The sequence below is a fragment of the Paraburkholderia humisilvae genome, assembly GCF_902859855.1.
Lineage (GTDB): Bacteria > Pseudomonadota > Gammaproteobacteria > Burkholderiales > Burkholderiaceae > Paraburkholderia > Paraburkholderia humisilvae.
Window position 1 is genome coordinate 21,798 of sequence record NZ_CADIKH010000062.1, and the last position, 8,776, is coordinate 30,573.

General features: G+C 62.9%; 12 protein-coding genes and 1 pseudogene. 9 read left to right on the plus strand and 4 right to left on the minus strand.

Annotated elements, in window-relative coordinates:
• Positions 1-153: 153 nt before the first annotated feature.
• The 3 genes from HV796_RS34235 to HV796_RS34245 all read right to left on the minus strand — a co-directional run bounded on the left by HV796_RS34235 (position 154) and on the right by HV796_RS34245 (position 1,849).
• The gene (locus HV796_RS34235; protein WP_175232321.1) at positions 154-564 is read right to left on the minus strand and encodes a DUF3175 domain-containing protein; all 411 of its coding nucleotides are present in this window, start codon (positions 562-564) and stop codon (positions 154-156) included.
• A gap of 12 nt (positions 565-576) precedes the next feature.
• Positions 577-1,086: a PRC-barrel domain-containing protein gene (locus HV796_RS34240; RefSeq protein ID WP_175232322.1), complete on the minus strand. Its 510-nt coding sequence runs from the start codon at positions 1,084-1,086 to the stop codon at positions 577-579.
• 88 nt (positions 1,087-1,174) lie between these two features.
• Positions 1,175-1,849 carry an HAD family hydrolase gene (locus HV796_RS34245; RefSeq protein ID WP_175232323.1) on the minus strand — a complete coding sequence of 225 codons (675 nt, stop codon included), beginning with the start codon at positions 1,847-1,849 and terminating at the stop codon, positions 1,175-1,177.
• A 402-nt stretch (positions 1,850-2,251) separates the two neighbouring features.
• Here HV796_RS34245 and HV796_RS34250 point away from each other — a divergent pair, with 402 nt between their 5' ends.
• The 5 genes from HV796_RS34250 to HV796_RS34270 all read left to right on the plus strand — a co-directional run bounded on the left by HV796_RS34250 (position 2,252) and on the right by HV796_RS34270 (position 4,641).
• Positions 2,252-2,530, plus strand: a complete 279-nt coding sequence (locus tag HV796_RS34250) for a hypothetical protein (RefSeq protein ID WP_175232324.1) — start codon at positions 2,252-2,254, stop codon at positions 2,528-2,530.
• 211 nt (positions 2,531-2,741) lie between these two features.
• On the plus strand, positions 2,742-3,032 hold the full coding sequence (locus HV796_RS44410) for a hypothetical protein (protein ID WP_175232325.1): 291 nt from the start codon (positions 2,742-2,744) through the stop codon (positions 3,030-3,032).
• 216 nt (positions 3,033-3,248) lie between these two features.
• Positions 3,249-3,797 carry a type 1 glutamine amidotransferase domain-containing protein gene (locus tag HV796_RS34260; protein WP_175232326.1) on the plus strand — a complete coding sequence of 183 codons (549 nt, stop codon included), beginning with the start codon at positions 3,249-3,251 and terminating at the stop codon, positions 3,795-3,797.
• Between the two features lie 47 nt (positions 3,798-3,844).
• On the plus strand, positions 3,845-4,147 hold the full coding sequence (locus HV796_RS34265; protein WP_175232327.1) for a DUF1488 family protein: 303 nt from the start codon (positions 3,845-3,847) through the stop codon (positions 4,145-4,147).
• A gap of 41 nt (positions 4,148-4,188) precedes the next feature.
• Positions 4,189-4,641, plus strand: a complete 453-nt coding sequence (locus tag HV796_RS34270; RefSeq protein WP_175232328.1) for a PA2169 family four-helix-bundle protein — start codon at positions 4,189-4,191, stop codon at positions 4,639-4,641.
• 103 nt (positions 4,642-4,744) lie between these two features.
• Here HV796_RS34270 and HV796_RS34275 read toward each other — a convergent pair whose 3' ends face one another.
• Positions 4,745-5,083, minus strand: a complete 339-nt coding sequence (locus tag HV796_RS34275; RefSeq protein WP_175232329.1) for a BON domain-containing protein — start codon at positions 5,081-5,083, stop codon at positions 4,745-4,747.
• Positions 5,084-5,456: 373 nt separating this feature from the next.
• On the opposite strand from HV796_RS34275, the gene HV796_RS34280 reads away from it, so the two are divergent.
• From HV796_RS34280 to HV796_RS34295, 4 genes and pseudogenes are all read left to right on the plus strand, one after another.
• Positions 5,457-6,932: an RNA polymerase factor sigma-54 gene (locus HV796_RS34280; RefSeq protein ID WP_175232330.1), complete on the plus strand. Its 1,476-nt coding sequence runs from the start codon at positions 5,457-5,459 to the stop codon at positions 6,930-6,932.
• A 532-nt stretch (positions 6,933-7,464) separates the two neighbouring features.
• The gene (locus HV796_RS34285) at positions 7,465-7,908 is read left to right on the plus strand and encodes a universal stress protein (RefSeq protein WP_175232331.1); all 444 of its coding nucleotides are present in this window, start codon (positions 7,465-7,467) and stop codon (positions 7,906-7,908) included.
• Between the two features lie 236 nt (positions 7,909-8,144).
• Entirely contained in the window at positions 8,145-8,627 is a 483-nt protein-coding gene (locus HV796_RS34290) for a cupin domain-containing protein (RefSeq protein ID WP_217478075.1), read from the plus strand.
• Positions 8,628-8,665: 38 nt separating this feature from the next.
• Positions 8,666-8,776: pseudogene (locus HV796_RS34295) on the plus strand (ketol-acid reductoisomerase); the annotation flags it as partial.

The window sequence follows — 8,776 nt, forward strand, 5'->3', positions numbered from 1 at the left end:
GCGCTATCGCGGTGCGGACCGATCGTGCAACGAGCTGTGCTCATGATGCTTATGACGTTCAGCGCCCGCCCGCATAAGGTCACATGCAAGCTGGCGGAGCGCACTGGCGTGAACGTCGACACGCACGTCACGTCACGCGCTCGAAGATGAGCATCAAGGTTCGCGACCGAATGCCTCGCGAAGTTTGCGCTTTGCCTGCTGCAACGTCGCGCGGCGCGCTTTGGGCAGATTGCGCCCCGCACGGTTGATGTAGAAGTTGAGCATCGACATCGCGGATTGGAACGGTGTGCCTTTGCGCCGTTTGCTGTGCGTCGACGAGCGCTTCAGCGATTCGGCGATGGCCTGCGCGCTGCCGGTCTTGAAGATGTCGCGTTCGAGGTCCATCGCGTCACTATGCTCCATCACCTGGTGCGACCAGCGCCGCGACGTGCGGCTCGCGGTGGGCCCGGCTTGTTTCGCTGCATGCGTGTGCCGCTGGCGAGCTGGCCGGCCGCCCTTGCTGCGCGTCGAGGGATGCTGTGCACGGCTCTTCTTCGATGATGAGCGGGATCGAGTGGTCGTCATTTTGCCGCCCGCTCAAAGCTTGACGCCGCCTGCTTCCGGCGCGTTCGACGAGCCGGGCGCAATGTCGCCAGTCCCGAATCCGGGGGACGCGCGGTCCGTTCCCGTGGCGCTTCCTGCGCCGCTTCCCCAGTACGGTTCGCGCCCGTAGTACTGGTGAATCGACGTCGCCCATGTTGCGTCCGCCATCGACGGCCAATGGTTCTTGTCGAAGCCCGGCGCGTTCTTCACTCGATCGGCGCTCAGCGATAGAACGAAGCATGGATGATCCGTGTCGAGTGTGAGCGCGCTCCAGGGGATCGCAAGCAGCTTGTCGCCGATGCCGAGGAAGCCGCCGGTCGACAGCACCGCATACGCGATGCGACCCGAGCGGACGTCGAGCATGATGTCCTTGAGCTTGCCGATATCGTGGCCGTCCGAACTCAACACGCGGTCGCCGTCGAGCGTCGACGCGGCCATCACTTCAGGTCCTGGCCCGTTGGCCGTCTCGCGGCCGCCGCCGACGATGTTTGCGCCTGTACTCATCGCGGTTCTCCGAAGGGTTCAGATACCAGCGGACGAGCAACCCCCGTTCCTCGCGCGAAAACGCCCCGCGACCGGCACGATGCATGCCTCAAGGCCGTGCGGCGATTTCGTCGATATGCAGCAACAGGTCGGCGGGATCCTCGTAGACGCGCAGCGCGCCCGCGCGCTCGAGTTCCTCCTGGCCGTATCCGCCCGACAGCAGGCCGACGCCGAGCGCGCGGCAACGGCGCGCGGCGAGCATGTCCCAGATGCTGTCGCCGACCACGACGGTCTGTTCGATCGGCACCGCGAGGCGGTGCGCGGCGGCGACGAAAAGGTCGGGATCGGGTTTCGCGTATTTGACATCGTCGCGCGTCACGACGACGGATTTGGCCGGGTCCACGCCGAGCGCTTGCAGATTGACGGCTGCGGTTTCCATCCGTCCGCTTGTCGCGATCGCCCATTTCGTGCCGCTCGCGTCGAGCGCTTCGAGTAGCGCTCGCGCGCCGGGTAACGGGCACACCTGCGCGTGCAACTGCCGGTACGCGTCGGCATGTTTGCGGCGCAGACGTTCGACGCGCTCGCCGCTAATATCGCCGCCCGTTTCGCGCAGCAGCTGATGACTGAAAAGGCCGCCGCTCATGCCTATCTTTCGGTGGATTCGCCATACCGACAGCTCGATGCCCTCGCTATCAAGCGCTTCCTTCCACGCGAGCACGTGTTGATAAACGCTGTCGACCAGCGTGCCGTCGAGATCGAACAGAAACGACGTGGTGATGCGCATGGCTTCATCCTCGATAGTGAAACTGCGTTGAAGAGGCGCGCAGTGCGTGTTTCCGATGACAGAACCGCAACGGGGCCGGGGTGATGTGCCGCTGTGCGAAAGAGCTACGTTGCGCTTGTAAATTGCAGGCGGCGTTTGTACTTGCCGCGCTATCCAACCCGCGGATCACACCATGTTCAACGTGCTTTGCGGTGCATCGGCCGACGCCGGTGACATCGTGCAGGCGACATCGTATTTGACGGCACATTAGACAGTGTAACGGGCCAGGCCGCGAATGCGTATCCGATGCATGCTGTCCGTGCGCGCCGGGAGATCGGCACAGGGCTTGCTGAAACGCGAGTGCAGGTGACGTACGTAGGTAGCGCGGCCGCCGGCCGCACAATAAACCAAGGGAGAAATCGGATGAAACTCACGAAAACGTGCCTTCTGGCGGCATTCCTCGCACTGTCGGGTGCTGCGTTCGCGCAGGGCGCGGGCGGCGGATCGACGGGCGGCGGCGGCGCCGGCATGGCCACCGGTAACGATACAGGTGCTGAGAAGGCAGGCCAGAACGCGAACAGCTCGAGTCAGATGAGCCAATCGCAGATGAAACACCATTCAACGAAGGGCAAGAAGAAACCGGCGAACGATACGACCAACATGCCGGGCGCGAACGCAAGCAGCGACACGAAGGGTCAATAAGCCACCCGCCCACGCCGGCACGACCCGGGCATCGCCGGCAGGGAACTGGATGACAGCAGGCGCGTCACAACTGCGACCGCGTGACGATCCGTGGCAACGCCGGATACGCAAGACAACGACATATCCGGCCGAGCGGCGATCCACCGACGCCGGCCAGCCGGTAAACCGGCGGCACAGGCAAGCGGCATGCATTGCATTGTGGAGAGAAACCATGCCAACGACACATTTTCAGGCCAATATTTGTGGTGGCGACTTTCAGCACGTAAAGGATTGTTTCGAAACGTGGAAGACCCAGCCGCTTATCTATCGGCGCGATCAACGCATGTTCGAAGGCAAACGCGAAGTCCGGTGTCTCGCTGGCGGACGCGTGTTCGACAATGGCGAAGTAGCGCGCAACGTGCTCACGCAGACTTGCCAGCCACGCGATCCGTATGCGATTGCCGCCGAGATACATGACGGTGAGCGCGATATGTGGCTCGTGATGGCGGCATACGAAGGGTAACGACGGCGCATGCACACAGCGCGCACGCGAGCCCGAATTGCGCTCCGCGTAACAGCCGCGCCTTTGTTCCGGACTGCGGGCGGTCGCGTGCGCCCACGGTCACGCATTCATCTGGGCATTCGTCTTGCTCAACCGGGATGAAGGCCCGGACCGCGTCATAAGCCGCGTTCGACCCACTGCGGGTCTGCGCATTCTGTGATCAAGGAGATGAATTTCATGGCCAATACACTGAAGGGCCGCAAGGTCGCGGTGCTTGCCGTCGACGGATTCGAGCAGGCGGAACTTGTCGAACCGCGGCGCGCGCTTGCCGAAGCCGGTGCAACGGTTCACGTCATTTCTTCCCGGCCAGGCAAAATTCAAGGATTCAGGCACGTCGACAAAGGCGATGCGATCGACGTCGACACGACGTTCGACCAGGCTGCGCCTGACGACTACGACGCTGTGGTGTTGCCGGGTGGCGTCGTCAACGGCGACGCGATTCGCCTGCTGCCGCAAGCGCAGGCGTTCGTCAAGGCAGCGGATCAGGCGAACAAGCCGATCGCGGTGATTTGCCACGGCGCGTGGTTGCCCGTATCGGCAGGCATCATCAAAGGACGCACGGTGACCAGCTGGCCGAGCCTGCAGGACGATATTCGCAATGCGGGCGGCACATGGGTTGACAAGGAGGTGGTCGAAGACGGCAATCTGATTTCAAGCCGCAAACCCGCCGATATACCCGCTTTCAATAAAACGTTGATCGCGCAACTTTCGGGGAATGCAGCCTGAACGCGCGCGGCCCGACGGAAGGGCCACGGGCATACGGAGGTTCTCTGATGGAAATCACGTTTTCCGATGACACAACGAGCTTCGACGGCTCGAACCTGGTGCTGCGCTTTACCGCATATGTGGATCGCAGGCCCGTTGAGTGCGCGATTAGCGCGGAGGCACTCGAAGATCATTTCGGCGCGGCCTCGCCGCTGGAGGATGACTTGCAGCGCGCTTTCACGCGTGGGCGCGAGCGCATCCATTCGGTGTGCGCGACCGCGCTCGAACAGAACGATGGGGCGAGCGTCGAATTGCATAGCGGATTGTTTCGGGTCGAAGGGATGGAGCGCGATCGCAGGACGAACTCGTAGTTCACACTGTGCGCGTGAAAACTTGTAACCGGAGGTGTCGAATGTCTACGAACGTGATTGCGGTGATCAACGAGCTGATCGAAACGTCGAAGGACGGCGAGCGCGGTTTCCTCAAAGCCGCGCAAGACGCGCACGATGCGCAACTTAAGGAATGGCTGAGCGCGCGCGCCGATACGTGTACGCGTGCGGCGCGCGAACTGCAGGATATCGTGATGCAACTGGGCGGAAAACCGGAAAACGGCGGCTCGGTGTCGGGCGCGTTGCATCGCGGCTGGGTCGACCTGAAGTCCGCGGTCGGCAGCCGCAGCGACCACGCGATTCTTGCCGACTGCGAAAAGGGCGAGGACGTGGCGAAAAAGCGGTATCAGGAAGCGCTCGCCAAGGATCTGCCGGCGGATGTGCGCACGCTAATCGAGCGGCAGTTCCACGGTGTGATGCTGAACCACGACCAGATTCGCGATCTGCGCGATCGGCATGCGGCGGCGAGGTCCTGATCCCGCGCGCAGCCGCGGTTCAATGAATAGCAAGAGCGCCGGCGCTATGACAGCGCCGGCGCTCTTCGTTATACGTCGCAGCGAACGATGTTCGGGGTCCGGATTATTCAGCCGTCACCTTCAGATGGTTGCGCACGCCCTTCACGCCTTCGACGTTCTGTGTGACGTCTTGCGCGGAGACCTTTTCTTCGGCCGTCGGCACCGAGCCGGTCAGCCACACGATGCCCTGACGGGTCTTCACATGAATATGCGTCGACTTGACGTTCTTCGCGCCGAGCAGTTCCGTCTTGACCTTCGTCGTGACGGTGCCGTCGTCGAAGTGCTGCCCCAGGGTCTCGGACGACGCGGGCGGCGCTGATGTGCCGGTCTGCGCGGTCGCGTTGAGTGCAAATGCGACGCATGCAATGCTGCCTGCGGTCTTGAGGATCTGGATGGTTTTCATGGATTCTCCTTCTGCTTGAGTAATCGGAACGCGGTCGTGTTGCATGAAGCGTCAATGTCCGCATGTTCGTTTCCGCAAGCAGCATGCCTGGGCGTGCGGTATTTCCGGTGCGTTGGCCCGGGGCGGCCCTACACTGGGTCCTGGTGCCGCACGCGCGGGTTCGATGGCGCGGATCGGCTCGCCTTGCCGCCACGTAGCAAGCAAGGAACCTGAATTTTCAGAAAGGTTGTAAAAAGCACGCGACGAACAGGCCGGGCGGGCGTCATGCAGATTCGCAAAGTCGATTAAAAACAGGCGATTGGCGAAACTGGTACGACAGTTGCTCCAAGTGGCGGGCAACCGTTCTTTCGATGACCAACAGGACATGCCAACGATGCCGCCTTCAATTGAACTACGAGCGAGGCAGTCATTCGCGCTCACGCCGCGCCTGCAGCAATCCGTACGGCTACTGCAATTGTCGTCGCTGGAGTTTCAGCAGGAACTGCGCACGGCGCTCGATACGAATCCGTTTCTCGAATACGACTCATCGGTTTCCGAAGATGCCGGCGGGACTGGTGCGGCCGACGCGGACAACCCGGAGACGGCCGACACGCTGCCGGCTGCCGAACGCGACCCGGCCCTCGACAGCTCGAGCGCCGAGCCGCATGGCGAAGGCGCATCAGCGGACGATTCAGGCGGCGACTACACCAGCGCGTCGTTTAGCCATGGTTCGTCGCGCTACAACGGCGACAGCGAAGCGAGCGACCCCGCGGAATGGGCGCGCGTGCAGCCGACGCTGCACGAACAGCTGCATGACGCGCTGCGCCTGTATCGTCTCGACGAACGCGACCGTGAAGTGTCGCGCGTCGTGATCGAGGCGCTCGACGACGACGGTTACCTGCGCCAGGATCTGGCGGATCTGACCGACGTCGTCGAGTTCGATCCGCCGCTCACCGAGGACGAACTGAGTGTCGCGCTGCGGCTGGTACAAACGCTCGACCGCCCAGGTCTCGCGGCCCGTTCGCTATCCGAATGTCTCGTACTGCAAGTCGATGCGCTTCCAGCCGACACGCCAGGGCGCGACGTTGCGCGAAAAATCGTCGAGCACCATCTCGACCGCCTCGCGCGGCGCGAGCACGCGGAGTTGCAAAAGCAGATTGGCTGCGACGCGGAGGCGCTGCGCGTCGCGTGTGCGCTGGTGCGCAAGCTCGACCCGAAGCCGGGCAACTCGTACGGACGCAGCGACGAAAACTACGTCGTGCCGGACGTGCTGGTGCGCCAGGTGCGCAACAAGTGGGTCGTCACGATCAATCCCGCGGTACTGCCGCGCGCGAGAATCCATCGTATGTATGCCGAACTGTTTGCGCAGTCGGCGAGCACGAGCCGCTCCCCGCTCGCGCAGCAATTACAGGAGGCGCGCTGGCTGATCCGCAATGCGCAGCAGCGTTTCGACACGATCCAGCGCGTCGCCGAATGCATCGTTGCGCACCAGAAGGCATTCTTCCAGTACGGCGAAATTGCGTTGAAGCCGCTTGTGCTGCGCGACGTTGCCGACGAACTGGGGCTGCACGAATCGACCATTTCCCGCGCAACGGGCAACAAGTATATGGCCACGCCGCGCGGCATCTTCGAGTTCAAGCACTTCTTCCCCCGTGAGCTCGGCACCGAGAGCGGCGGCACCTGTTCGGCCGCGGCGGTGCGTGCGCTGCTCAAGGAGATGATTGCCGCGGAGAACGTGCGCGATCCGTTGTCCGACGTGACACTCGCGAAAATGCTGGCGGACCAGGGCGTGCTGGTCGCACGGCGCACGGTCGCGAAGTACCGGCGGCTAATGAAGGTGCCTCCCGCGGAGATGCGCAGACAGATCTGAGCGGATGCGCGGTGGCCTTATTTGTGTCGATGTCGACGTCGACATCGACCCGCACAGCGCCCGAGAGGGCGCTGTATTTTTTTGAGCGTCCGCGAGCCGATCTTCCTCACAGTAAGCGGGATGTTTCATGCGCTACAAGCCGCTGAAAGCGAGATCACACCGATGGCTGACCCATACGGTGTTTCCGAACCGATCGGACGCGGAGTGGCTCGCCAGCATGGCATTGAGCCGGCACCGGCATACACCCATGCAATCTCGCACCTGACGAACAGGTGTTGCCGACTGTCGCAGACAGGCAATCGACAAGCGTTCAGGGACCTGTCCGGTATCCTTCGTTTGCACAACATCTTCTGCGGCATCCCTAAGAATGGCGCACCGACCGATGCACGCCGGCGCCGCCGTGCGTGTCAGGCGGTGCAGCTCGCATGGAATAGCCTGGCGCAGCCAGGTGTTCTCGCAAATGACCAAGGGACGAAAGGTCAGACAGCGTTCAAAGCCCCGGCGGCTCTCTAACCTTTGCAGCGAGACTCCAATGTCTAAACCCTCGAAGATCCTGCTCTACTACGACGGCACGCGCGAAGCGAAAACCGCGCTGCACCACGCGGCCGAGCTAGCGCTTGCGCTCGATGCGCACACGGACGTACTGGCGGTCGTCGACACCACGTCGACTATGGCGGCGGCAGGATGGTATTTGTCCGACCTCGCCTGCGCGTGTATCCAGGACGCAGCGATGATCACGCTGCGCGAGGCACTCGACCATATGGAAGGCAACGGTGTGCCCGCGCGCGGCCATATGGCGTGCGGCGACGTGGTCGACAGCATTTCGACGCACGCCGGGCTGCTGAATTCCGACATTCTGGTGGTCGGACACCGCCCGCGCAGCGGCCTCGCTCGCTGGTGGAACCGGGGTCTTGCGCATGACGATCTGATGGCGCGCTGCAACGGCCGCCTGGTCGTGACGATCCCGTGCAACTGAGCAGGCCGCGCGTTCGGCCAGCGGCGGGCAGGATTGGCCGGCGGGACGGGCGGCGGGGGGCGCCCACCCGGTTATCGGCGCAAAAATGCGGTTCCTGACAGTGGAATAACGCCGTGTCGTCAGGTGTTGTGTCGTGTGCAGGTGACGGATTCGGCCGCTTTTCGGTGAAAGTGGGCGCGGTTCCCGGCGCATGGCGTGCGCGCAGGCTGCGATGAGATGACCGCTGGAGAGACTCGATGGCTGATAAAACGGTTACCGAAATGGCGCCGACTTGCCGCGTAGTGCGGCCGGGCCGGGACACGAACGCAAAGCAACAATTGCTGCACGCGGCGGGCATTTCGGCTGACACCGTCGGCGCGAAAGGCATTCATATGCAGCTCGTGACCATTCCGGCGCTCGCGCGCGCCAAGGCGCACAAGCACGAAGGACACGAAACCGCGATCTATATGCTGAGCGGCAAGTCCGGTGTCTGGTTCGGCGAGGAACTGGAGCAGCATCTGTTCGTCAGCGCAGGCGAATTTTTCTACATTCCCGCGAACATGCCGCACCTGCCGTACAACCCGAGCGAAGAGGGTGCCTGCGTCGCCGTGGTCGCGCGCACGGACCCACATGACGAGGAAAGCGTCGTGCTGCTGGAAGACCTCGACGCGCTGTTCCCGCAGCCGGTCGGAGCTTACAAATTGCCGCGGACCAGCCCCAAAGCCTCCGGCGAGCGGTGATGGAGACGGTTGCCGCGCGATATGCAACAGGAGGCGAAATGAAAGTTTTCTACGACAAGGACGCCGACCTCTCCCTGATCAAAGGCAGGCAGGTCACGATCATCGGCTACGGCTCGCAAGGCCATGCGCACGCACTGAACCTGAAGGAC

Bases quoted from the DNA above. Each gene is read 5' to 3' on its own strand.
- HV796_RS34265 (WP_175232327.1), top strand. From the start codon at position 3,845: ATGGAAATCACGTTTTCCGATGACACAACGAGCTTCGACGGCTCGAAC.
- HV796_RS44410 (WP_175232325.1), top strand. From the start codon at position 2,742: ATGCCAACGACACATTTTCAGGCCAATATTTGTGGTGGCGACTTTCAG.
- HV796_RS34235 (WP_175232321.1), bottom strand. From the start codon at position 564: ATGACGACCACTCGATCCCGCTCATCATCGAAGAAGAGCCGTGCACAG.
- HV796_RS34260 (WP_175232326.1), top strand. From the start codon at position 3,249: ATGGCCAATACACTGAAGGGCCGCAAGGTCGCGGTGCTTGCCGTCGAC.
- HV796_RS34240 (WP_175232322.1), bottom strand. From the start codon at position 1,086: ATGAGTACAGGCGCAAACATCGTCGGCGGCGGCCGCGAGACGGCCAAC.
- HV796_RS34280 (WP_175232330.1), top strand. From the start codon at position 5,457: ATGCCGCCTTCAATTGAACTACGAGCGAGGCAGTCATTCGCGCTCACG.
- HV796_RS34245 (WP_175232323.1), bottom strand. From the start codon at position 1,849: ATGCGCATCACCACGTCGTTTCTGTTCGATCTCGACGGCACGCTGGTC.
- HV796_RS34275 (WP_175232329.1), bottom strand. From the start codon at position 5,083: ATGAAAACCATCCAGATCCTCAAGACCGCAGGCAGCATTGCATGCGTC.
- HV796_RS34250 (WP_175232324.1), top strand. From the start codon at position 2,252: ATGAAACTCACGAAAACGTGCCTTCTGGCGGCATTCCTCGCACTGTCG.
- HV796_RS34285 (WP_175232331.1), top strand. From the start codon at position 7,465: ATGTCTAAACCCTCGAAGATCCTGCTCTACTACGACGGCACGCGCGAA.
- HV796_RS34270 (WP_175232328.1), top strand. From the start codon at position 4,189: ATGTCTACGAACGTGATTGCGGTGATCAACGAGCTGATCGAAACGTCG.
- HV796_RS34290 (WP_217478075.1), top strand. From the start codon at position 8,145: ATGGCTGATAAAACGGTTACCGAAATGGCGCCGACTTGCCGCGTAGTG.